Annotated in this window: 1 pseudogene; it reads left to right on the forward strand. The window is 53.0% G+C overall.

Annotated features, from left to right (window positions below):
• Positions 1-106 precede the first annotated feature (106 nt).
• Positions 107-453 (forward strand): annotated as a pseudogene (locus tag AB4Z23_RS28520) (hypothetical protein); the annotation flags it as partial.

Genomic DNA, 453 nt, shown 5'->3' on the forward strand with positions numbered 1-453 from the left:
GTCCTACCTTGCTCCACTTTTAAAATACAGCAAGGACGGAGAGGGCAAAAACGGGTTCCTAGCGTGTGACGTGCTACTTGGCAGGAGAATAGATGAGGGCGGTATTATGCCGTTCATTCATAAATGTCAGACGTTACGCAGGTTGCGTAACATTGGCCCGTGCCTACAGATCTTTGTAGCGGACAGATATACGCGTAACGCCTTCCTCCTGGCAAAGCGCTCCGGCATCATCCCGGCGACACCCACTACCTTGTTTGGGCAGGAAGTTGCCGAGGGTCTGGTCGAACTGACAGGCGTACTGCGCAAAGCCGCCGCATCAGTCATCGTGCCTGAAGACTTCGACAGCCTATTCAAAAAGCTTGGAAAGATCGAAGGCGCCGCGACACAGTTAAGAGGAACCCTATTCGAATTTCTCGCGGCCGACATAGCCCGAAAATCGATGATGCCTAGCAC

The sequence above is a fragment of the Agrobacterium sp. MCAB5 genome (assembly GCF_052114365.1).
Taxonomy (GTDB): Bacteria; Pseudomonadota; Alphaproteobacteria; order Rhizobiales; family Rhizobiaceae; genus Agrobacterium; species Agrobacterium tumefaciens.